The following is a 23,684-nucleotide window of genomic DNA, read 5'->3' on the forward strand; positions in this document are numbered from 1 at the left end:
AAGTTATGAAAAAAATAATTTTATATTTTGTGGCAGTAGTATCAATATTAGTGATTGTTGTGTCAATGTGGGGAATTGGAAATTCAATCTTGCTTACAACAGGTAAAGTTGAAGATAAGGATATTAAAAAGAGTATTAGCGAAGTAGCAGCGGTTAAAAGTATATCTAAACCTAAAGGAGATTATTACAATATACTGGTTCTTGGAGATTCACTTGCAAAAGGTACAGGGGATGAAACTAATAAAGGGTTTGCAGCATATTTTGCGGACTATGTTAAAAAGAAAACTTCTAAGAAGGTTAAACTTGATAACTTAGGAGTTAATGGAGATATTTCAACTGGACTACTAGAAATAGTTAGGAGCAAGAATGCTGCTAGCCTAATCAAATATTCAAATACTATACTTATATCTATAGGAGGAAATGAGATAAGTAAGATTAGAAGATATGATGCTGTTTCGCAAGCCGCTCAGATTAAAACAATTGAGGATATTTACTTAAGTAATTTAAAAAGTATTTTTGAAACAATAAGGCAGCAAAATAAAAATTGTAAAATTGTTTTTATAGGCTTGTATAACCCTTTTGGAGATAATATTGGCTCGGATAAAGTAAAGCTAATAAATGATTGGAATAAGGAAACTCAAGATGTTATAGCAGATGATTCTAACAGTGTATTTATACCGACTTATGATTTATTTAAATATAATTCTAAAGAATATCTCACAATAGATAATTTTCATCCTAACGGCAGCGGATATAAAGCAATTTCTAAAAGAATAGAAGAAGTGGTTAAGTAACAGTCAAAACCAAAAGCAAGCAGAAAAGAAGGCCACGAGGTCATGGAAGATTAATGTAACAGGGTTTAGAAATACAACTATTAATTATTGAATTTCTAAGCCTGCTTACGATTTAGGCTCTAAGAAGATTCATTGTGTCAGATAAGTATTTAGCTACATTAAAATCCTTCACTTAGTTTTTTGAATTTTTTTCTAAATAAAATAAATATTAAAGTCCCATCAAATATCCACTGAATAGAAGTAATTATCCACACATACATTACAGATAATCTCATTATGTGGATAAATATAAACATAAGAGGCATTCTTATAAGCCAGCTTGATATCATGGAAACCTTGAAGGGAGTTTTTGTATCACCGATTCCTTTTAAAATTCCACCAGCAATCATTGATAGGGCAATGAAGGGCTGCTCTATTGATGCAATCATAACGCATAAAGTACCCTCATTAATTACTTGATGGGCATTAGAATTTATAAACAATGAAACAAGTTGACTAGGAAGCATTAAAAATATGGCTGAACATATAAGCATAATAAAAGTGCCTAAAAATAGTGATGAATAGGCGTATTCTTTAGCTTTTTCATAATCCTTCTCACCAAACTTTTGGCCTACAAGTGCTGTTGCAGCTATGGCGAAGCCCCAACCTGGCATAAATGATATAGATTCTATTGAAGTTGTTATTTGATTTGCAGCAAAGGCTAAACTTCCAAGTATAACAATAAAAAAATTACTTATTAATCTACTTATACTAAGGGAACCTTCTTGCAAGGAAGCTGGAAGGGAAAGTCTTAAAAGGCTTTTAACCATAGTAATATTAAGTTTTTTAATGTAACTAATTCTAACTTTGGTTTTTGAATATTTAAGTATGTAAAAGAAGATGAATATAAATCCTATTATTTGAGCAGTACAGGTAGCTATTCCAGAACCAGTCACGCCAAAGGAATGTACTCCAAAGTTACCAAAGATAAGTATGTAGTCAAGAGTTAAATTTATTAAGGTAACTATAATTGATGCAATTAAAGGTGTTTTCGTGTTTCCACAGCCTCTCAGAGAAGCATTTAAACTATTCATAAGCATATTGAAAAATATACCAATTGATGCTATTTTTATAAAAGGAGTTGCTGTAGTTATTATATTTTCCTGAGTTCCAATTACTCTAAATAAATGTGTTGAAAAGAAAAACAATATAAACCAGGCAAATATGGAAATTATGAACGCAAACAAAAACCCTAAAGTAGCATATTCCTCTGCAAGCTTGTCTTTTTTTTCACCAATTTTTCTTGCAACTAAAGAAGATATACCAATGGAAATACCATTAGCTACAAGTATGTTTGAAAATGTATATATAGTTTCAGTGCTTAAACCAACGCTGCTTACTGCTAAATCTCCACCATATTGTCCAACCATCATGGTATCAAAAACTCCAATCATGGTGTATAGTGTCATTTCGAAAACAGCAGGTAGAGCTATCTTTAAAACATCAAAAATGATTTCTTTTTTTAGTTTCATAATGTGATTGTCCCCCCTAAAAAATGTACTTCAACATTATATCATACTTTATTTTTTAGATTGTATCTTATAATGTATATGAAGTAAATATATTAAAGAATTTAACTCAGAGTACAGAGTAGAGTGAATGTGGATTTACATTTCGTTTCACTCAGGTAAATCTTGAAACTTATATGATGTCAGCTACGCTGAATACTATTAGTTTTACTATGTAAGATGATTAGAAAAGAAATGTTATTAACTTAATTTTACTGTATAATGTATATAAAGATATATGTCATTATATAATTAATTAAAGGGGTGAAAGCTGTGAAAAGACTTATAATTTATGAATCAGTACATCACGGAAATACAGAAAAAATTGCTAAGGTTATGGCAGAAGTTTTAAAAGCAGAGCTCAAAAGACCAAATGATGTAAATATTGATAGTTTAAAGGATTATGATTTAATAGGATTTGGTTCTGGAATATACTATGGTAAATTTCATAAAAATATTTTAGAATTAATAAAGAAAATAAGAGGTGGAAACAATCAAAAGACCTTTGTTTTTTCAACAAGCGGACAAGGAAGAGAACAATATAACGATTCACTGAAGAAAGAGTTCACTGAAAAGGGCTTTAAAGTGATTGGCAGCTTTGCGTGCAAGGGATTTGACACATACGGACCATTTAAGCTAATAGGAGGAATAGCAAAGGGAAGACCAAATGAGGATGATATTTCAAAAGCAAGAGAATTTGCAATGAAATTAAGCTTATATGAATAAAAGTGCAGCTAATGCTGGAGGTAAAACTTCAGTGTTTTTTATTTTCAAGTAGTTTATTTACAAAATAAAAGGGTGAAAATGTAGAAAGATACAGATAAATAAAAGTTTACAAAAAATGTGCTAAAGTGTTATTATTTAATGTAAAGAAAAATATTTAATTTAAAAAGAGGTGTTCAAAGTGTAGATTTAATTTTTTTATTAAATAGCATTTTTAAGATTGTTAGTAAATATTATATAAAAATTTTAATATTCTTTTAAATAATAAATTTCTAAAGTCTCTTCAATTAATAATACAATTATTCTTTAAATTCATATCAAAACTACTTCTTTAAAGTATATCTTGCGATGTAATGAGCTTTTTAATGAAATGCTAAAAATAAGGTAAAAGCGGAGGCGGCTTCTCATGTCAGACGGTTTTTACAGAGTGGTTAATGATGCTCAAAGTAATGATAAGCAGGCTATCATGTTGATAATAAATAAGTTTAAACCGCTGATAAAAAAATACAGTTATTTATTAAAATATGATGATGCTAGCTCAGATTTAACTATTTCTCTTATAGAGATAATAAAAAAAATACCTGTATGTACAAATGCAAATTTAAAAAGTGATAAATTTCTCGTTGGGTATATTGCTTCAGCCATAAAAAATAGGTATATATACTTATCTAAAAAGTATTATAGAGTATATTTGAATGAGACTAGTTTAAATTTAAATAATATAAAGAGTAGTGAAAATATAGATTTAGATGATAAGATATTTGTTTGGGAACTACTGGACAAGTTATCAAAAACCCAAAGAGAAGTTTTGATATTAAAATTTATTAAAGATTATAGCGATAAAGATATATCTAAGACTTTAAAGATATCAAGACAGTCAGTAAATAGAACTAAAAACAGAGGATTAGATAATATGAGAAGATATATAGGGTGTAAGAATATTAGTGCAAGGAGGTGGTAGTATGGAAAATGAAATTTTTAATTTAGCTGCATCTCAAGGCATATGGGCACTGTTATCAGTTCTTCTTATTTTCTATATATTAAAGGCACAGGAAAAAAGGGATATAAAACAAGAGGAAAGAGAAAAGAGTTATTACAATTTGATAAATAAACTTATTAATAAATTTGGTGCAATTGATAGCAGTGAAAAAGATTTTAAAGAAATTAAAAGAAATTTTCGTAGATAAATTTTTTTGCTTTGCTTTAAATAAATGTTGACTTTTACACTTATTTAAAACAAAGCTATTTTTAGGCTTTATTAGGTTTTATCTTAGAAGAGCTTGATTTTACAAATGCAAATAAGCAGCCAGCTGCTATGCATGAATAATAGGAAAGTATTCTCCATAAAAAGATAGCTGGCAAAAGAAGATTTTGAGGAAAAAACAATTTAAATATGATGAAAAAGCCACCTTCGGCTGCACCTTCACCGCCGGGGAGAGGTACACATGACATAATTATAGTTAAAAATATTTGGGCTGAAATCATAGTGAAAATACCAGCGGAATTAAAGCCAAAGCTTCTATATACACAATATGGTATGGAATAAAAAATTGTCCATTGTATAAAGGTAAGAATGCTAGCATTTAAACATACCAATTTGTTTTTACCAATAATTGCGGAATTCTTATGAAAGCTCATTAGTTCTTTTTCAATATCTTCATATTTTTGTTGTGGATTTTTTACTAATCTAATTTTTGAAAGTACAGTTAAAATAATTAGTAAAAGTTTTTTAGTTAACTTATCATTACTGGAAAAAAGAAATGCAATAATTATTATAAGCGTGTTAAAGGAAAAACCAACTAATGCAAAGTATATAAAGTATTTTATCTTTGATTGAAAATAAGAAAATTTAAGTACCATAACAAGTAAAGAATATATAGTAAAAACTGTTTGATGTATTATAAATTTTATCATTAATATAGAGCCTGAAGTTCCAGCTGGAATACCATACTCAGTCATTGCATATAGCTGAGCAGGTTGGCTTCCAGAGGCAAATGGTGTAAGTGAACCAAAGAATTGACCGATCATTGCAAATTTTATTGATTTATAAAATAAATTGTGTGTATTATATAGGATAGTCGTAATAATATGTAATATAATTGCCTCTAAAAGCCAAAATATAAGCATGCATACTAATGCTATAATAATCCAAAGTTTATTTACGGATCTTAAAGTTACCAGCAAAGAATGAGTATTATTGGTAAAAACGAAGAAAGATAAAAGTATACATGCAGATAATACTACAACTATTAAATTAAATATTTTGTTTTGCATCTAACTTACTCCTGGACTTAACTTTATTTTTTTCAAAACAAATATCGTCGTAGAAATTTTTCCACTGCTTTAATATATATCCCTTAGAATAAAACTCGTGACATGCAGCAGATCTATTACACCATTCATTATAATAGGTAGCATTATTTTTGCTTTTTTCTATAATATTACAAAAATCATTTACTGAGCTGCCCCTTAGGTAATAATCAAAAAGTATATTTTTGTATATATCTAAATCCCTTAGGAGAACTGGAATCTTTAATGATAAAGCTTCTAAGACAGACATAGGAAAAAGCTCACTATATGAAGGTAAAAACATCATATTCGCTATATTATACAAGGCATTCATTTCGTCTCTGTCTACAATTCCAAGGAATTTAACATTAGCTGGAGGATTTTCAACTACTTTCTTAAGTTCTTTATAACCATCTGTTATAGCCCCAAAAGAAAATCCACCTGCCCATAAAAATTGTACATCAGGAAGTTTTTTAGCAGTTTCTATAAAATCATTGATGCCTTTTCTTGTTTGAACTTGACCAACACCTAATACAACAAATTTATCTTGAGATATATGATATTTGTTTTTTAAAGAAACTATTTTTTTATCTTCATACCTATAAAAATTATCATCGGATACAAAATTGGGAATATATGTAATTTTATCTTCTGGTATGCCATAATCCTTTAATATATCAATAAAATAAGGATTTACAACTACAAGATGATCTACGCTTTTATAAAACCAGATTATATATTTATAAAATATCGACTTTGCAAAACGAGGAAGATTTATGCTGTCGTCTACAGTTTCAGGTACGAAATGTACATAAGCAACAGTTGTTCCGAGCATTTTTGCAAATGGTATACTAAGAAAAAATTTAAAATCTATAGTGTGATAATGCATTATATTACAAAATTTAAATTTATTTACTTTAACGTCGTAATTATTTTTAAGTCCTTCTTTTACTAAATTAACCTGTTCAATATATGCTGATAATACGCCTTGACCTTTTACTTTATCCGCCGAAGAAAGCATGTTAATGGTTGGCATTTGTAAAACCCCTTTCAATATTTATCTTTAAGATAAATTATTGTAAAATAGTATTAAATATATACTGTAAATTTATAGTGTTCAATTATATTAAAATTATACATAATAGATAATTATATTAGTGTTCTATATAAATAGTACACTAATTCTGTACATGTGTCAATACAAACATTTAACGCTTTATAATATTAAGTATATAAATATTATAAAGCTTAATTCTTATTTTCTTTTAACGTAATTCTTAAAATTTTCTTAAATGTTTGTAATGGGTACATTTTATGAGACCATAACCTTTTAAAAAATAAAAGCGAAGAAATAGCTGCATTCTTCGCTTTTATTTTTTAGAAATTACTATAAACATATGGTATGTTAGAGGAAGGTGTAAAAACAAACATAACAAGTAAGGCAACCATAATTATCAGGAAAAAAAGCACATAATTATTTGCTATAGTATTTAGCAATTTCTTTATTGACATATAACCATCCTTTCCAGCCAAGGTGCATTCCATCTTCCATAAGATATTTTTCATATTCATGGCTTTGAAAATCCACAACTTCAAAACCATAGTTGGATATGAATTTTTTGGTTTTATTAAAAAATGCAGTTCGCGCATCTTTATTTATTCCAGTATAATCATAATATCTAGCATTTACCGGCATTAATATAAATAGAGGCTTGATATTATTGGCTTTACAAACTTTCAAAAGAATTTCTAGATCATCATATTCTTTTGAGTCAGTAAGCTTTACATTTTTGCTTTGATTTTTAATTTTGCCAAGATTGTTTTTTAGAAATTCATTATAGTAAGAATTTAATATATAAAATGAATTATTATTGGCTAGTTTACTTCCAAGTTTTTCTGCATCCTCAAGATCTTTTTTTTCATCTATTGTTGTTAAGTTAGAAAGTTTTACATTATACTTAGCATTGTAGTTTTTTTCTAACTTTAATAATTTTATAGTGTTAGAAAATTTAAGTAAAGAGCATTTTAAATCAAAATAAGGTTTAAGTAAGGTAAATTTAATCTTAGATGTTAAAGTATTGCTGCTGTAAAGTTTCGCATATGTAGCTGCGTCAGAGTAAAATGAGTTATTTGATATAAGTAAGTATATCCTTCTGCATATTTGCTTTTTTAAATCACTAGAAATTGAATTATTTTTCATAGCCTCATAAAATTGAAGTTCAGAAAAATTCATTTGAAAGTTATCGGTTGGTGTACCGTTTTTGTCCAAAAACCACTGTAGTGATACTATAAAACCAACTTTTTTCCCTTTTAAAGCTGGATTAGCTAAAAACTTTATGACATGTGATAAATCTTGCATATATCCTTTTCCTATAGGAGAAACGATGAAATTTGCTCCTTTTTTTGGAAAATATTTAATTGGATTTTCTGTTAATTCTGTATTGCCAAGTTCAGAAGAACCATAAAGCATAAACACATTCTTTTTATCTGTTTCAGTTTTTTGAATAAATGTACTTTCATTTTTTATGTCATTATATAATCTTATAAAGCAAATTGAAAGATTATCTTTTATAATTTTTTGGAATAATATGTTTACAAAAAATACAGATATAATTATGATTATGCTAGCTATAATAAATGATCTTAATTTGCGCATGCTATTCACCTTTTTTAGAGTTTAGGTAATCTATTATTTTTTTAGGAGTTGAAATTTGTTCACGGGTTACTTCTGTTGGTTGTATTGATATCTTTAATTTATCCTCAATAGCTAATAAAAGCTCTATAACACCAAGTGAATCTAATAAGCCATCATCAAATAAGTTTAAATTAAGGTCATTTCTCACCTCATCGGTGCCGCATATTTGTTCAAGAATTTCTAATACTTTTTCTTTCATTTAAAATCCCTCCAATTTAATTCTTGTAAATTTACTATCTCAAATTTTGTAAGTAAGTACTTAAATATCCCGAAAATATCAGTAATCCAAAGCAAGCTATATTAAATGTTATAAAGATTGACAAAGCCATAAACCATTTTTCTTTTTTATGAATTTTATAAAACTTGCTTTTTCGTTGATAATAGTCGGTTAAAACAAGTAAGATGCCTTCGTAAAATCCATAAATTATATAATGAGAGTAGGTTCCATGCCATATTCCCATAGTAAGCATTGTAATCATAAATCCTAAATATGAGGATGTATATCTACTTTTAAACCATCTATGTTTCATAGAAGTCATTACAAACCTTGTGTAAATAAAATCCCTAAACCAAAATGATAATGACATATGCCATCTATCCCAAAATTCTTTCATGCTTTTACTCAAGAATGGCATATTAAAGTTTTCTGGAAGCCTAATACCAAGAAAATATCCAGTGCCAATAGCCATTGAGCTGTATCCTGCAAAATCAAAGAAAAGGTATAAACTATATGCATACATGCATTGAAGTACATGGCTTATGCTAAAGGATAAAGGTATTTTTGAAAGCCAGTAATTATAAATTAAATTGGACAAAATAAATTTGTATCCAATCCCTTTAAAAATATTGAAAATACCAGCTCCCATATAATCAACGTATTCTTGTCTAGTAAGAGTTTTATTTATATCTTTTTCGAATCTTCTACTTCTATCTATAGGACCTGAACTAATGCTCGGAAAGAACAAAATAAAATAGGTTAAATCGATTAACTTGATTTCTTTTATTAGTCCATCATGTGTTTCTAAAATTACTTGGACTGTCCTAAAGGTAATATAAGAAATACCAATAAAACCTATTGTTGAAGAAGTAAAAAAGTGGCTGAATTTAACTATGCACAAAGGAAATATACTAAGAAGAACAAATAAACGCATAAGCCAAGCATTGCTTGTTTGTCTTCTAATCAGCAAGTAAAGTTTAATTAATATTACTTGAAACACGTAGAAGGCTGCAAAACTTATCAGCTGTTTCTTATCGTTTCCTATAAATAAAAATACCATAAATAAACTTAAAAAAGTTCCATAATACTTTAGCCTTTTACTAACAAGACCAAGAACTATAGCAGGGACTAAAGAAACAAAAAGAATATAGAAAAATATACCGTGTTCAAAAGGCGTCATTTTAAGTCCTCCTGAAGAGATTTTCTATCTATTTTACCATTTGTGTTGATTGGAAATTTATTTAGTATTTTTATTTTTCTTGGAATCATATATGAAGGAAGTAATTTGCCAACATCATTTTTTATTTTCATAGCTACTTTAAATTCCTTTTCGTTAATATGTTTGTTTAGGGTGACAAAGGCTGCAATATATGTTACTTTATCTTCATGTTTTACAGGCAAAACAATAGCATTGCTTATGTAATCTAGCTTTCTTAGATTATTTTCAACATCCTCTAATTCTATTCTAAATCCATTTAATTTTATTTGAAAATCTTTTCTTCCGCAGTAGTAAAATACACAATCTTTTTTGTATGCTAAGTCGCCAGTTTTATAACCATGTTTAATACCAGCTTCACTTTGGGTAATGAAAAAGTGCTTTTTTGTCATTTTCTCATTATTGTAATAGCCAATACTTACATTATCACCTATTACATATATCTCACCTTTTTCACCTTCCTTAACTTCTTTTTCAGTGTCATCAACTAATATTACTTTCGAATTGCTCATAGCATATCCTATAGGGATAGAATCTTTACTATGAAGCATATCTTTATTTACTTCTATAGCAGTTATTAAAACTGTGGCTTCTGTTGGACCGTATCCATTGATTATGGAAATATCTCCAAACCTTTCGTAAAGGGTTGAAACAAGCTTTTTTGATAGAACCTCACCGGCAAAAAACATCTTTTCAAGTTTTGGTAGTAGAGTTTTATTGAAACTGTTATCAACAACGCACATTTCAGCAAATGAAGGAGTAGATATCCACATTGCTACTTTAGAAATAGCTAAATTTTCAAATAGATCCTTGAAATTTGCAGTCATTTTTTTATCTATTACATATAATGTTTTTCCGAGAAGGAGACCAATATATATGCTTATTACTGATACGTCAAAAGAATAAGAAACTTGATTTAAAAAGACGCTTTTATCTTCACTAGTTTTGCAATATGGTAAAAACCATTCAATAAATGTTTTTAAAGCCTTATAAGTAATTTGAACACCTTTAGGCTTACCAGTACTTCCAGAAGTATATAGCATATAATAAACATCATTGTCTTTAATAAAGAATGCTTTAGCTGGTTTCAAACCAGAAAATTTATTGAAGATATCAATTAAATTTTCTGGTGATAGTATTTTACCTTGAAAGTTATCAATATCAATGTTTCCTATATTAATAAATAATTTTGGTTTGGAACTTTCAATAATATCTTTTATCCTGTCTTTAGGAAAGGTAGTGTCTATTGGAATATATGCATGTCCGGATTTGCTGCAAGCTAAGAATGAAATCAGCATTTCATGTTCTTTATGACCGTAAATAACTATAGGTGATTTGTCTTCCCCATAGTTTGATATTATATACTTTGCGAGTGCATCTGAACGCTTTTTTAATTCACCATACGTTAAAGTTGAATTTCTGTATATTTCGCAGATACTTTCACTATGCTCAATACAAACTTTGTCTATAGTATCAATTAAATTCAATAAAATCAATCCTTTCTATTGATACAATTGTGCAAACACAGTTATTATACTTCAATAAAGTTTTATTTTCAATATTAAGGAAAAAATGATACAATTATGTCATAATTGTATCAGTTCCGTAATGTTTTGTACTTGTATTGAAAAACAGATTTTAATTATTCAAAAACAGGAAATTAGTTTACAAAGAGAGAATATAATGTTAAAATTAAATAGTATTTTGCTAGAGGTGCCTTATAAACATAGGAAGGCTGAGAGGAGAAATCCAACTCTTTGAACTTGATGTAGTTAATACTACCGTAGGGAAGCAGAGCATTATTATGTTATGAATTTTAGAAGCTTACCCTTATTGGGTGAGCTTTTTTTAATTTTAATGTGCCTGCACTCAAAAATAAAATTGAGATAAGGAGAAATGTTATGAATTACACAACACAAATGGATGCTGCCAGAAAAAATATAATTACGGAGGAAATGAAAGTTGTCTCTGAGAAAGAGCGCATGGACGTTGAAAAGCTGAAGAATCTTATTGCAAAAGGAAAAATCGTAATACCTGCCAATAAAAATCACAAATCTTTAAGCGCAGAAGGTGTTGGAGAAGGACTTAAGACTAAAATAAATGTAAACTTAGGTATATCTAAAGATTGTGCAAATGTAGATATGGAACTTAAAAAGGTTAAAACAGCATTAAAAATGAAAGCTGAAGCTATTATGGATTTAAGTTCTTATGGAAAGACAGAAGAATTTAGAAAAAAACTTATAGAAATTTCTTCTGCAATGATAGGAACTGTTCCTATATATGATGCAGTAGGATTTTATGATAAAGAATTAAAAGATATAACAGCTGAGGAGTTTCTTAGAGTAGTTGAAAAACAGGCTGAAGATGGCGTTGATTTTATGACTATTCATGCAGGCATAAACAAAGAAACCGCTGAGGTTTTTAAAAGAAATAGTAGAGTTATGAATATAGTTTCAAGAGGCGGTTCACTATTATATGCCTGGATGGAGCTTAATAATAAGGAAAATCCATTCTATGAATATTTTGATGAGGTTCTTGAAATATGTGCTAAATATGATGTTACTATAAGTCTTGGAGATGCTTGTAGACCCGGTTGTATAAAGGATTCCACTGATCCGAGTCAAATTAAGGAACTTATTACACTTGGAGAACTTACTAAGAGAGCTTGGGAGAAAAATGTACAAGTTATGATTGAAGGACCTGGTCATATGGCTATTAATGAAATAAAATCAAATATGATTATAGAGAAGAGATTGTGCCATGGAGCGCCTTTTTATGTTTTGGGACCTATTGTCACGGACATAGCTCCAGGTTATGATCATATAACGAGTGCGATAGGGGGAGCAATTGCAGCTGCAAATGGTGCAGATTTTCTGTGCTATGTTACTCCAGCAGAGCATTTGAGGCTTCCTAACTTAGATGACATGAAGGAAGGTATTATAGCAGCTAAAATAGCAGCGCATGCTGCTGACATTGCAAAGAACATTAATGGAGCAAGAGAGTGGGACGATAAGATGGCAGAAGCAAGACAAAAGTTGGATTGGAATGCTACCTTTGAACTTTCAATAGATCCTGAAAAAGCTATAAGATATAGGAAGGAATCGACACCGGAAGATCCTGATACATGCACCATGTGTGGAAAAATGTGTGCAGTTAGAAATATGAATAAAGTTATGAGTGGAAAAAATGTGAACATACTCAGAGATGATAACTAAGAAAAATGCAAAGTAACAATGCTTCGTCACATTAAAAAGAATCCATAAATCTAAGTGGTTATTTAAAAAAAGTGGTTGCTTTGAGTTCAAGAAGGATAATGGGCAAGCCCAAGCCCCGTATATGTTTATACTCGCCTTTGGCTCAGACAGATTGAAATATCTAAGTATTTTATGATTTTTTTACCAAGATTTATTGGATTCTTTTTAAATTGCTCCTTCAGCACTATTACTTCGCTCCTACGGTAGTGCAAGGAAAAAATTCCTCCGTACCTACGGAGTTTTGGCGTGAATTTTTGTAACCAATTGAATTTTAATAAAATTGATTTTTGCTTAAGTAGCCTTTATGATAAAATTACTAATAAACGTTGAGGGATTTATAATATTTTAATCATGAGGTGTAATTATGATAAATAAAGAAAAAATACTAGAAGAAGATTTGTACAAGCCTATCCATGATTTCTTTGAAAAACAGGGGTATACAGTAAGGGCTGAGGTTAAAGACTGCGATGTTACGGCTATTAAAGATGATTTTCTTATTATAGTTGAACTGAAAAAGAATTTAACTGTAGAACTCTTGTCACAAGCAGTAAAAAGGCAGAAAATTTCCGAACTAGTTTATGTAGCTGTTCCAAAGCCAAAAAGGATGAAAGTAGATTCAAAATGGAAGGATATTTGTCATCTTATAAGGAGATTAGAACTTGGACTTATATTTGTGAATTTTAAGAGCAGCAAAACTTTTGTTGAAGTTGTCATAGAGCCAAAGGCATTTGATAGATCAAAAAGTGTTAATGCAAATAAGAAAAAGAGAGCAGGTCTTATAAAAGAAATTAAAGGCAGAAATAAGGATTTAAATGTTGGAGGAACAAGGGGCAAAAAGCTTGTAACTTCTTATAGAGAAAGTGCAATTGAAATTGCTTGCTGCCTTGATAAATTTGGTCCTCTTTCTCCAAAGAAGCTTCGCGAAATAGGAACAGATTGCAAAAAAACCGTATCCATTTTATATAAGAATTATTATGGGTGGTTTGATAAAAAATCAAGAGGAGTTTATGAGTTAAATGAAGAAGGAAAAAAGAATCTTAAGGTGTATGAAGAACTAGCAAAGTACTACTATGAGAGAATTGATGAAATGAAAGTACACTAAATATAAAAATTGAGAACTAAATGCAGAGTAGAGAGTAAGGAGTAGAGTGAATGATGATTTTCTGCTTTCGCAGAAAATCTAAAACTTATTGCTGATGCCATTTCAAAATAATCCCATGTTATGTTCGTTCAGCTAACTGAACATTATACTGAGTTTTTATATAATTTTAGATTTATCTGACGAGAGTAAGATAAATCATCCTCCACTCTCTACTCTTGTTTTTAGTTCGCATTATTTTTAAACTGGAAAAGTTGTTTGTTAGTATATTTCTTTAGCATTCTTTGGCAACTTATGAATATCTTTTAAAAACTTTAAACTGTTATTTGCTTCAACTTCATTATATTTAACATTCATGCTGCAAGATACATCCTTAGCAATTTCGTTGAATAAGTCACACATAACAAAAACTGCTTTCCATATATCTTTTACATTTCCAGCTGGATAGGTTTTTAAAAATGCATCCCATTTATCGACTTCTAACCACCTGTACATGTATTTTCCTGATTTTCCAATACTAACGGAAAAATTTGTTTTGAAGCCTATGCTCCATTCCAGGAGGCATACCAATTGAGGACGAACACAGTAATTTATCATATCCATTACATATGGTATTTCTTCTCTCCATAATCCTTTTGCGACATTATTTAAGCACCACCAATATTCATTACAGGTATCAAGAAATTGATGCTCTGTTGGTCTTTTGACCCAATGAGTTTCATCAGTCTCTTCTGGAATATTAGGTAGACAGTTATCTTTATCAAGTAATATTCTGCAAAGCTTGTCTTCTTTAATTTCTTTTAAAGCATGTGATAATACACATACATGCAAATCTAAGCGATTTCCATCAGCAAATTGCATAAGCCATCCATAACAATCATCCATGTCATGCTCATAGTAACAATTTTCATCAGGATATTGCATATATAGTCGCTTTCCAAATTGATCAATCCAGTTCTTTTGCTCACGAAAGGATTTTGTTTCGCTGACAACATATACAATATCATAATCCTGAAAAATATCTTTTATAGCATTTGGATTTGTTCTTGAGCCTTCTATAAAAACTGCACGAATTCTTTCATCATTCTTTGCTGCATTTAATATTAAGTTAAACATTTCTTGTTCTGTGCGCATTTAAACATCCCCAATCTAAATTGGTTTTCTATTAAAGATAAACAGTCTGAAGATTTAAATTTATACTAACAAACTGGAAGTTGATTCAGAGCACAGAGTACAAAGTGCAGAGTACAGTGAAGGTGGATTTACCTTTCGTTTCTCTCAGGTAAATCTTAGAACTTAATAGTGTCAGCTACGCTGAGCACTATATTTTAAGCACTTTGCGTGCATTAAGTTTAAGATTTTTTGTAGCGACAGCGGAGAAAAATCATCCTTCACTGTACTCTGTCCTCTGTACTTTGTACTCTGAGTTAAATTCCAGTTTATCAGGATGAATTTTGTTTAATACTTTTCAATATTGTTACTTCTGATTTTTGATCTTTTCTGCTAATTCATTTAGGTATTCCCATCTGTCATACAAATTTTGAAGCTTATCTTCTTGATCTTTTTTCTTGGATAAAAATTCCTGTAAAGCCACATAATTGCTTCCAGCTGAAGCTATGTTATCTTCAAGCTCAGCAAGTTCAGTTTCTGCAGTTTCGATTAACCCATCTATTTCGTCGTATTCTCTTTGCTCTTTATAGGAAAATTTAAGCTTGTGATTTTTAGCTTTTTCTTCTTTAGGTTTATTTTGTTTTAATTTTTCTGTTTTAGGTTCTTCATCTAAAATTGCTTTTTCAAGGTATTCGGAGTAATTTCCAGTATTGTACTCTATTTTTCCGTTACCTTTGAAGATGATAAGTTTATTTACAACCTTATCAAGAAAATATCTATCATGAGAAACTGTTATTACTGTACCAGAAAAACCGTAAAGATAATCTTCAAGTATTGTAAGAGTTTCAATATCAAGGTCATTTGTAGGTTCATCCAGTATAAGAACATTAGGAGCTTCCATAAGTATTCTTAAAAGATAGAGTCTTCTTTTTTCACCGCCAGAAAGCTTTGAGATAGGAGTCCATTGCATTTCTCCTGAGAAAAGAAAGTTTTCTAGCATTTTGGAAGCACTTATAAGTTCACCACTTTCATCTTTTATGAATTCGGCACCTTCACGTACATATTCAATTACTCTTAAGGATTCATCCATATCTTTAGATTCTTGAGAAAAATATCCTATTTTAACTGTTGAACCAACATCTACAATGCCATTATCAGGAAGAATGCTACCTGTTATTATATTTAGAAGTGTAGATTTTCCTATGCCATTTGGACCAACTATACCTACAGCATCATGTTTAGAAAAAATAAAACTAAAATCATCTATTAATTTTTTAGCGCCAAAGCTTTTTCTTATATCTTTTAGTTCAATCACTTTTTTACCAAGCCTTGAGCTTTGCGCAGAAATTTCAATTTTGGATTGTATGTCTATAGCTTCTTTATCATTTAAATCGTTAAATCTCTGTATTCTTGCTTTTTGTTTTGTACTCCTTGCTTTAGCTCCTCTTTTTATCCACGCAAGTTCTCTTCTTAAAAGATTTTCTCTTTTTTCTTCTGAGGATTTTTCCATTTCTTCTCTTTCAAGTTTTTGGCTTAAAAAGTCGCTATAATTTCCTGTGTAAGTGTATATTTTACCATTGTGAAGTTCAAACATGTTGTTTGTGATTCTGTCAAGAAAATATCTATCGTGAGTTATCATAAATACTGCACCTTTTTTTTGAGTTAGGTATTTTTCAAGCCACAAAATTGTTTCACTGTCGAGATGGTTGGTTGGTTCGTCTAAAATCAAAAGATTAGAGGGAGTTATAAGAGCACTTGCTAGAGCAATTCTCTTTTTTTGTCCACCAGATAGATTTCTTATCTTTTCTTCAAAATTTTTAATTCCAAGCTTTGTAAGTATGGTTTTTGCTTCACTTTCCATATCCCATAAGTTTAAAGCGTCTAATTCTTGGGTCAAATCAACAATAAGTTTTTGAGTTCTTCTATCCTGTTGGTGAATTTCTGCATCTTGAACTGCTTTTTCATAAGCTTTTAAAGTTGTTACTTCTTTTGAGTTACCTTTAAAAATTTGTTCCATAACTGTTGAGTCATCGTCAAAATATGTATTTTGTGAAAGATAGCTTATTGAAAGTTCATTTGAAGTTGTTATACTGCCAGAATCATAGTCTGTAAGTCCACAGATTATTTTAAGGAGAGTTGATTTACCAGTCCCATTTATTCCAATTAAACCTATTTTTTCACCTGAATTTATAGTAAAAGTTATATCGTTTAGAATAGTTTTTTCACCATAACTTTTTGATATATTATTAAGAGTTATTAAATTCATAAGACAATTATCCTTTCATATTTGTTTCCTAAATTCACTAGGAGATATACCAATATTTTTCTTGAATATTTTAGAAAACAAAAGTACATCTCTATAACCCACAGAACGTGCTACATGACCAATAGTAAAACATGGATTTTTAAGAAGTTCGGAGGCTTTTTCCATTCTCAAGTTTATTAAAAATTGCTGCGGAGAAGTATGCAAGTATTTTTTAAAAAGTCTAAAAAGATACGCCCTTGTAATGTTAACATATTTAGCTATATCGCATACTTTTATATCATTACTATAATTATTGCATATATATGCGGCAGCATCATTTACGTATTTTTCTGCAATATTGTTTTGAGTATTTCTTTTATCTATACCAATACTTTTAATTAAAAGGTAAATGAATTTATATAAATAAGATTGAAGAATTATATCCCTACCATCTTGTTCATAGGAGTAAGATAACATTTCACTTAGGCATTGTTCAAGTCCATTACTTTTTTTACAGTCAAAAATAGGACAAGTGTTTTCTTCGTATATTTGAGACACATAGTGCTTTGCTCTTATACCATTAAAACCAATCCAAAAATATTCCCATGGATCATCCTTATCAGCTTCATAGTAAGATAGAGTTTTTGGTTCTATAATAAAGGTCTCACCGGCATTTACTTCATATACTTTTTCTGCTGTTTTTAGAATTCCTTTTCCTCTTATGACATAGTGTATTAAATAGTAATCTCTTATCCCGGGTCCCCAGTAATGTTTACTATAGCATGCCTGATGACCATAGCATGTTACGTTAAGGTCTGTGTTAACATATTTTGAAGTGGTGTATTCTACGAACATTTTAAAAATCACCTCTATGTGTATTATAAATAAAAAGTGAATAGTATCTTGTTAAATAAGGATAATGGGCTTCGCCCAAACCTCGCGTATTATAAAAAGTGCATATAATTATGTTTAAGAAGGATAATGGGCTTTGCCCAAACCTCGCGTATTATAAAAAGTGCATATAATTATGTTTAAGAAGGATAATGGGCTTCGCCCAAACCTCGCGTATGTTTACTTTCAAGATAGCAACATTGTAATATCATTAGTATACATTATTCCATATTATAAAACTAGCAAAAGTTATAAAATGAAAACATAAAATTAAGGAGATGATTTTAATGCTAATAAGTTACAGTGAAGAAGAAAAAATATTTCATTTAAAAGCTGCAGATATGAGTTATATAATTCAAATATGTGATGATGGGAAAATTGCCCATGCCTATTGGGGGAGGACAATAAAGAACATAAATTTTAGAAATAAATCAATAATATCCACCTTGAATTATGACCCAAAGGTTACAAGCTTTAATATGGATGTATTACCTCAGGAATATCCAGCTTATGGAACTGGTGATTTTAGAAGCCCAGCTTATCATGTACAACTTGAGAATGGAAGCACAATAAGCAACTTAGTATATAATTCATATAAAATATACGGTGGAAAACCAAAGCTTGAAGGGTTACCAGCTACATATGTTGAAAATGATGATGAAGCTGATACTCTTGAAATTACAATGATTGACAAGCTCACAGGGCTAAACGTAGTACTTACTTATACGGTTTTTAAAAATTATAATGTTATTACAAGATCAACAAAATTTATAAATTACGGAAGAGAAAAGTTAAAGTTATTAAAGGTAATGAGTGCAAGTGTTGATTTTGACAGCTCAAATTATGATATGCTACAGCTTTCTGGTTCTTGGGCTAGAGAAAAAAGTATTTATAGACATGCTCTTGTTCCTGGTATTCAAGCAGTTGATAGTGCAAGAGGTTTTAGCAGTGCTCAACAAAATCCTTTTATTGCATTATTAAGCAAAAATACGGATGAAATTAACGGAGAAGTTTTTGGTTTTAGCCTTGTTTATAGTGGAAATTTTTTAGCAGAAGTTTATGTTGACCAATTTTTAAAAGCAAGAGTAAATATAGGTATAAACCCGTTTGATTTTTCATGGGTAATGACCCCAGGGGAAAGTTTTAGAACACCAGAAGTTGTAATGGTTTACTCAAAAAATGGGCTTGGAGATATGTCAAGGACTTATCATAAACTTTATAGAAATAGACTTTGTAGGGGACTTTATAGAGATAAAGAAAGACCAATACTTATAAATAACTGGGAGGCAACATATTTTAATTTTACTGAGGAAAAAATAAAGGATATAGCAAAAGCTGGAAGCGAACTTGGCATAGAACTATTTGTGCTAGATGACGGATGGTTTGGAAAGAGAAATTCAGATAACTGTTCGTTAGGTGATTGGGTTGAAGATAGAAATAAACTTCCAAATGGGCTTCATAAGCTTGTGAAAGATGTAAATGACATGGGACTAGCTTTTGGAATATGGTTTGAACCTGAGATGGTTTCACCTGATAGTGATTTATATAGAAAACATCAAGATTGGTGTCTTCATGTTTCTGATAGGGAAAGATCCAGTGGCAAGCATCAAAGGAATCAGCTTGTTCTCGATTTGTCAAGAAAGGATGTATGCGACGAAATAGTAAGATTTATGTCTGAGATACTTAAGAATGCCAATATATCATATGTAAAATGGGACATGAATAGGCCATATACTGAAATAGGTTCTGAAAAGCTGTCATCTGAACATCAAAGGGAAACGGCACATAGATACGTACTTGGACTATACAGGGTTATGGATGAAATAACTTCTAGATTTCCAAATGTTCTTTTTGAGAGCTGTGCATCTGGTGGTGGGAGGTTTGATCCAGGAATTTTATATTACATGTCTCAAACTTGGACAAGTGATTGTACAGACGCTGTTGAAAGACTTAAAATTCAGTATGGAACAAGTGTAGTTTATCCTAACATTTCAATGGGGGCACATGTGTCAGCATGCCCAAATCATCAGATTGGAAGAATAACAGACATGGAGACTAGAGGAAATGTAGCCATGGCAGGTAATTTTGGATATGAACTAGATCTTACAAAGCTCACGGAAGAAGAAAAAATTATTGTTAAAAAACAGGTGGAAATTTATAAAGAAATAAGACATATCATTCAGTTTGGTGACTTTTATAGAATATTGAGTCCTTTTGAAGGAAATGAAACTTCATGGATATCTGTTACGGAGGATAAAAAGGAAGCTGTAGTATCATATTTTAAAGTTCTTGCGGAGCCTAATATTCTTCCAATTAGAATTAAGCTTCAAGGTTTGGATCCAAGCACTATGTATGAAATAATTGGCGAAGATATGATTTGCAGTGGAGATGAGCTTATGTATATTGGAATTGAAGTGCCAAGGGAAACAAAAGATTTTTCGAGTATTATGTGGAGGCTTAAAGAGGTATAGAAATATTACCTGAAAGCCTAAGAATGCAATGCTAAAATTATCCTTCATTGTGCATTGTGAACTGATTATTATAAGTTAAATGCTACTAAAACAACTTTTTGTTAATTTTAATGCTTCAAGTAGTATATCTACAGGAGCATGTGAAAAATATAGGTATTCTTTTTTACGAGCCGCTCATAAGGCTTTATGTGCAGTATAGTAAAACCTATAGAATACCTTTTTCACATCTTCCTACATATGACGTTTGAAATGCATAAGAAATAGTATTATAATAAAAAAGTGCTTTTGCTTAAAATAAATGTAGTAGGAGATTTAGATATGGATTTTAAATTAAAAAGTTATAAAAAGGATTTTGATTATTCTTATACTTTTGGTGCATTTCCAACAATGGAACTCATCAATTTCAAACCTGAAGCTGTAGTAAAAGTTTTAGTAAGCACTAATTATGATAAAAAATCATCAGAAGATAGTATATATAATGTTTGTAATGGTAAGAATATAGAGGTAGAGAAAAATGATAAACTTTTTAATAAATTAAGTCCTAAAGAAAATTGCTACGTAATAGGAGTTTTTAAAAAGTTTAAATCACATATTAATAAGAGTAAAAGCCATGTTGTACTTGTAGATCCTAGCAATATGGGTAATGTAGGAACAATTATAAGAACCATGATTGGTTTTGGAATAAATAATCTTGCTGTTATAGGCCACGGTGCAGATTTATTTAATCCGAAGGTAGTAAGGGCCTCTATGGGAGCAATCTTTAAATTGAATTTTACTCATTACGATTGTTTTGAAGATTATATTAAGGAAAATAGTGAACATGATATATATCCTTTTATGTTAAAAGGTGCAGTGACTTTAGATAGCTTAGAAATTAAAAAAGATAAGTCTTTTTCAATAGTATTTGGTAATGAAGCAGCGGGGTTAAGTGACAATTTTCTTGAGTATGGAACAAGTGTACTTATACCTCATCAAAAGACTATAGATTCACTTAATTTGACTATAGCTGCAGGTATTGCAATATATGAGTTTTCATTAAAAAGCAAATAATGCTAAGCCTTAAAAGCATCTTGCATTAAGGAACTTTGTGTGATATTATAAATAAGGTAATTTAATATATAAGAAATTCACATCTCCTTTTTTTATGGAAATTGAAATTTTTATTTATTAGATTAGAACTAAAAAAAGGAGATGTTTAATATGGCTGATAAGACTATCGTTTGTAAAGATTGTGGTAAAGAATTTGTTTTCACTGAGGGAGAACAGGAATTCTATAAAGAAAAAGGATTTGAAAATGATCCAGTAAGATGCCCTGAATGCAGAAAATCAAGAAAGCAAAATAGATCCTTCAGAAAATAATTAAAAGAGAACTTTTAGTGGCTGTTGATCTCGTCAACAGCCATTTTTATGTATCTTAAACAATTCGATTATTATACTTTAAATAATAATCGTAAGTATCTAGGAAAGGAAAGATTTAATGGAAAATATAAAATTTAATGATTTAGCGTTAAGTGGCAGCGTATTAAAGGCAATAGATGATATGGGATTTGAAGAACCTTCTCAAATTCAAGCAGAAGCAATTCCAGTTGTACTTGAAGGAAATGATATGATAGGTCAGGCACAAACAGGAACAGGAAAGACACTCGCATTTGGTGCCCCTATTATAAGTAAGATATCAGATGAGGAAAAAACAAATGGGATAGATGCTTTGATACTAACCCCAACAAGGGAACTTGCAATTCAAATTACAGACGAATTAAATAGACTTGCAAGGTATGCCAGAACTAGAATATTACCTGTTTATGGAGGTCAGTCTATAGATAGACAGATAAAATCAATTAAAAGAGGAGTTAATATAATAGTTGGTACTCCTGGAAGAATAAAAGACCATATAAATAGAAAGACAATAAAACTTGATAGCATTAAGTTTCTTGTTTTGGATGAAGCAGATGAAATGCTTGATATGGGATTTATAGATGATATAGAATCAATAATAAAATCTAGTAATGATGACAGACAAACAATGCTTTTTTCAGCAACAATGCCAGCACCTATAAAAAAATTAGCTTCAAGATACATGAAAAATGAAGTAAAGCACATTGCTATAGTTAAAAATTCTTTAACTGTTGAAAAGATAAAACAATATTATTTTGAAGTAAAGAATAAAGATAAATTTGAAACTTTATGCAGAATTATAGATGCAGATGAGCCTGAAAGTACTATAATATTTTGCAAGACTAAAAGAGGCGTAGATGAGCTTGTTGAATCCATGCAGGTTAGAGGATACAATGTTGAGGGAATGCATGGTGATATGAACCAGAATCAGAGAATAAATACTTTGAAAAAGTTTAAGGAAAATACACTTGATTTCCTTGTAGCTACGGATGTTGCTGCCAGAGGAATAGACGTTCATGATATATCACATGTTATAAATTATGATATACCACAGGATATTGAATCTTATGTTCATAGAATAGGAAGAACAGGAAGAGCAAATAAAGAAGGAATAGCATACTCACTAGTAACTCCTAAAGAGTATGTAATGCTTAAACAAATTGAAAAGTTTACAAAGAGTAAAATAAAGAGAAAAGATATACCAACTGTTGATGATATTTTTGAAACAAAGTATAACAATATGCTTGAAAAGATAAAGAAAAATATAGAAAAAAATGATTTCAAGAAGTATGTTCCTTTTGTTGAGAAATTAGATGATGAGTATAATCTAGTAGATATATCAGCTGCTCTTATGCAAATGCTTTTTGAAAAGGAAATAAGTTTTGACTATACTGAAAATTCAATAGGCGTTGACTCAAATGTAAGATTATTTATCAATGTAGGAAGAAAAGATAAAGTCAATGTTAAGAAGCTTCTTGAGTTTATAGATAAAGCATCAGGAGTAGAAGGAAACGAAATTGGCGATATAGATATACTCGATAAGTTTACATTTATTGATGTTCCAGAAAGATTTACAGAAGTTATAATAAAAAATGTACGGGGCAAGAAATTAAATGGAAGAAAAGTAAATGTAGAAATATCAAATAGTAATAAATAGAAAATAATTTATTATAATATTTTATGGAAAGCTGTCTTTAGGTATTTAAAACTTTAGATGGCTTTTTGGTATGCAAAAAAT

The 23,684-nt window shown here is 29.9% G+C and carries 20 protein-coding genes and 1 riboswitch; of the genes, 10 read left to right on the forward strand and 10 right to left on the reverse strand.

Annotation, left to right across the window (positions count from 1 at the left end; genetic code table 11):
- Window positions 1–5 precede the first annotated feature (5 nt).
- Window positions 6–794: a GDSL-type esterase/lipase family protein gene (locus LQK79_RS02845; protein ID WP_231015448.1), complete on the forward strand. Its 789-nt coding sequence runs from the start codon at window positions 6–8 to the stop codon at window positions 792–794.
- A 158-nt stretch (window positions 795–952) separates the two neighbouring features.
- Here the strand turns inward: LQK79_RS02845 and LQK79_RS02850 are convergent, their stop codons facing one another.
- A complete protein-coding gene (locus LQK79_RS02850; RefSeq protein WP_231015449.1) occupies window positions 953–2,305 on the reverse strand; it encodes an MATE family efflux transporter in 1,353 nt (450 codons plus the stop codon).
- Between the two features lie 309 nt (window positions 2,306–2,614).
- Here LQK79_RS02850 and LQK79_RS02855 point away from each other — a divergent pair, with 309 nt between their 5' ends.
- The 3 genes from LQK79_RS02855 to LQK79_RS02865 all read left to right on the forward strand — a co-directional run bounded on the left by LQK79_RS02855 (window position 2,615) and on the right by LQK79_RS02865 (window position 4,251).
- Window positions 2,615–3,067 (forward strand): flavodoxin family protein, encoded by a 453-nt coding sequence (locus tag LQK79_RS02855; protein ID WP_053241791.1) that lies wholly within the window; start codon window positions 2,615–2,617, stop codon window positions 3,065–3,067.
- A 403-nt stretch (window positions 3,068–3,470) separates the two neighbouring features.
- Window positions 3,471–4,025 (forward strand): sigma-70 family RNA polymerase sigma factor, encoded by a 555-nt coding sequence (locus tag LQK79_RS02860; protein WP_231015450.1) that lies wholly within the window; start codon window positions 3,471–3,473, stop codon window positions 4,023–4,025.
- A 1-nt stretch (window position 4,026) separates the two neighbouring features.
- Window positions 4,027–4,251 (forward strand): BhlA/UviB family holin-like peptide, encoded by a 225-nt coding sequence (locus tag LQK79_RS02865; protein WP_231015451.1) that lies wholly within the window; start codon window positions 4,027–4,029, stop codon window positions 4,249–4,251.
- A gap of 61 nt (window positions 4,252–4,312) precedes the next feature.
- Here the strand turns inward: LQK79_RS02865 and LQK79_RS02870 are convergent, their stop codons facing one another.
- From LQK79_RS02870 to dltA, 6 genes are all read right to left on the reverse strand, one after another.
- The gene (locus LQK79_RS02870) at window positions 4,313–5,338 is read right to left on the reverse strand and encodes a lysylphosphatidylglycerol synthase transmembrane domain-containing protein (protein WP_231015452.1); all 1,026 of its coding nucleotides are present in this window, start codon (window positions 5,336–5,338) and stop codon (window positions 4,313–4,315) included.
- Window positions 5,319–6,389: a glycosyltransferase family 4 protein gene (locus LQK79_RS02875; RefSeq protein ID WP_231015454.1), complete on the reverse strand. Its 1,071-nt coding sequence runs from the start codon at window positions 6,387–6,389 to the stop codon at window positions 5,319–5,321. Before LQK79_RS02875 ends, LQK79_RS02870 begins: the two co-directional genes overlap by 20 nt.
- A gap of 438 nt (window positions 6,390–6,827) precedes the next feature.
- Complete coding sequence (gene dltD / locus LQK79_RS02880; protein ID WP_231015456.1) at window positions 6,828–8,009, reverse strand: D-alanyl-lipoteichoic acid biosynthesis protein DltD; 1,182 nt, start codon at window positions 8,007–8,009, stop codon at window positions 6,828–6,830.
- Between the two features lies 1 nt (window position 8,010).
- The gene (gene dltC, locus LQK79_RS02885) at window positions 8,011–8,247 is read right to left on the reverse strand and encodes a D-alanine--poly(phosphoribitol) ligase subunit DltC (protein WP_053241796.1); all 237 of its coding nucleotides are present in this window, start codon (window positions 8,245–8,247) and stop codon (window positions 8,011–8,013) included.
- 34 nt (window positions 8,248–8,281) lie between these two features.
- Entirely contained in the window at window positions 8,282–9,445 is a 1,164-nt protein-coding gene (dltB, locus tag LQK79_RS02890) for a D-alanyl-lipoteichoic acid biosynthesis protein DltB (RefSeq protein WP_231015457.1), read from the reverse strand.
- Window positions 9,442–10,968, reverse strand: a complete 1,527-nt coding sequence (gene dltA / locus LQK79_RS02895; protein WP_231015458.1) for a D-alanine--poly(phosphoribitol) ligase subunit DltA — start codon at window positions 10,966–10,968, stop codon at window positions 9,442–9,444. The genes dltB and dltA overlap by 4 nt, the downstream gene beginning before the upstream one ends.
- A 212-nt stretch (window positions 10,969–11,180) precedes the next feature.
- A riboswitch (TPP riboswitch) is annotated at window positions 11,181–11,288 on the forward strand.
- A 94-nt stretch (window positions 11,289–11,382) separates the two neighbouring features.
- Between dltA and thiC the strand changes: the two genes are divergently transcribed.
- Together thiC and LQK79_RS02905 are read left to right on the forward strand one after the other, a co-directional pair.
- Window positions 11,383–12,696 carry a phosphomethylpyrimidine synthase ThiC gene (thiC, locus tag LQK79_RS02900; protein WP_053241800.1) on the forward strand — a complete coding sequence of 438 codons (1,314 nt, stop codon included), beginning with the start codon at window positions 11,383–11,385 and terminating at the stop codon, window positions 12,694–12,696.
- A gap of 403 nt (window positions 12,697–13,099) precedes the next feature.
- A complete protein-coding gene (locus LQK79_RS02905; protein ID WP_231015460.1) occupies window positions 13,100–13,837 on the forward strand; it encodes a DUF2161 domain-containing phosphodiesterase in 738 nt (245 codons plus the stop codon).
- Between the two features lie 258 nt (window positions 13,838–14,095).
- Here the strand turns inward: LQK79_RS02905 and LQK79_RS02910 are convergent, their stop codons facing one another.
- The 3 genes from LQK79_RS02910 to LQK79_RS02920 all read right to left on the reverse strand — a co-directional run bounded on the left by LQK79_RS02910 (window position 14,096) and on the right by LQK79_RS02920 (window position 18,044).
- Window positions 14,096–14,968, reverse strand: coding sequence for an aminoglycoside 6-adenylyltransferase (locus LQK79_RS02910; protein WP_053241801.1), 873 nt, complete (start codon window positions 14,966–14,968; stop codon window positions 14,096–14,098).
- A 343-nt stretch (window positions 14,969–15,311) separates the two neighbouring features.
- Entirely contained in the window at window positions 15,312–17,210 is a 1,899-nt protein-coding gene (locus LQK79_RS02915) for an ABC-F family ATP-binding cassette domain-containing protein (RefSeq protein ID WP_231015462.1), read from the reverse strand.
- A gap of 15 nt (window positions 17,211–17,225) precedes the next feature.
- On the reverse strand, window positions 17,226–18,044 hold the full coding sequence (locus LQK79_RS02920; protein ID WP_231015463.1) for an AraC family transcriptional regulator: 819 nt from the start codon (window positions 18,042–18,044) through the stop codon (window positions 17,226–17,228).
- Between the two features lie 323 nt (window positions 18,045–18,367).
- Between LQK79_RS02920 and LQK79_RS02925 the strand changes: the two genes are divergently transcribed.
- The 4 genes from LQK79_RS02925 to LQK79_RS02940 all read left to right on the forward strand — a co-directional run bounded on the left by LQK79_RS02925 (window position 18,368) and on the right by LQK79_RS02940 (window position 23,603).
- Window positions 18,368–20,551 (forward strand): alpha-galactosidase, encoded by a 2,184-nt coding sequence (locus LQK79_RS02925; protein ID WP_231015464.1) that lies wholly within the window; start codon window positions 18,368–18,370, stop codon window positions 20,549–20,551.
- Between the two features lie 318 nt (window positions 20,552–20,869).
- On the forward strand, window positions 20,870–21,601 hold the full coding sequence (locus LQK79_RS02930; RefSeq protein ID WP_231015465.1) for a TrmH family RNA methyltransferase: 732 nt from the start codon (window positions 20,870–20,872) through the stop codon (window positions 21,599–21,601).
- 150 nt (window positions 21,602–21,751) lie between these two features.
- Window positions 21,752–21,910 carry a zinc-ribbon domain-containing protein gene (locus LQK79_RS02935; protein ID WP_053242914.1) on the forward strand — a complete coding sequence of 53 codons (159 nt, stop codon included), beginning with the start codon at window positions 21,752–21,754 and terminating at the stop codon, window positions 21,908–21,910.
- 118 nt (window positions 21,911–22,028) lie between these two features.
- Window positions 22,029–23,603 carry a DEAD/DEAH box helicase gene (locus tag LQK79_RS02940; RefSeq protein WP_231015467.1) on the forward strand — a complete coding sequence of 525 codons (1,575 nt, stop codon included), beginning with the start codon at window positions 22,029–22,031 and terminating at the stop codon, window positions 23,601–23,603.
- Window positions 23,604–23,684: the final 81 nt, after the last annotated feature.

Origin of the sequence: Clostridium guangxiense (genome assembly GCF_021043395.1) — a bacterium.
GTDB classification, from domain to species: Bacteria; Bacillota; Clostridia; order Clostridiales; family Clostridiaceae; genus Clostridium_S; species Clostridium_S guangxiense.